The sequence below is a fragment of the Pseudomonas sp. S30 genome, from assembly GCF_016518545.1.
Classification (GTDB): Bacteria; Pseudomonadota; Gammaproteobacteria; order Pseudomonadales; family Pseudomonadaceae; genus Aquipseudomonas.
The window spans coordinates 1-244 of record NZ_JACVTO010000065.1 but is presented as its reverse complement, the minus strand read 5'-3'; the positions used below and the strand labels follow the sequence as shown (position 1 = coordinate 244).

1 pseudogene is annotated in these 244 nt (G+C 52.0%); it reads right to left on the bottom strand.

From position 1 onward, the window contains the following. A pseudogene (locus IAE34_RS24460) lies at positions 1–244 on the bottom strand (DUF6708 domain-containing protein); the annotation flags it as partial.

The window sequence follows — 244 nt, the reverse complement described above, 5'->3', positions numbered from 1 at the left end:
GAACCGGCGGATGAACTCCCATTCGGCCTGCAGTTCTGTAAAGTTATTGGCGGCCTTGCCTATATGAATGAATTCGGGGTGAAGTGCACCAGCGAATGGGGGTGACCATATCAGCGACAAAGGGATACCCATACCACCGACCGTCGCGTTTTTTTTATCCGAGCCAATAGAAGTGACGCCGTGCCAAGGAAGTGTGACGATGCCGCCACAATATTTTGGCCGATGCAGGTAAACTTGTTGGGTG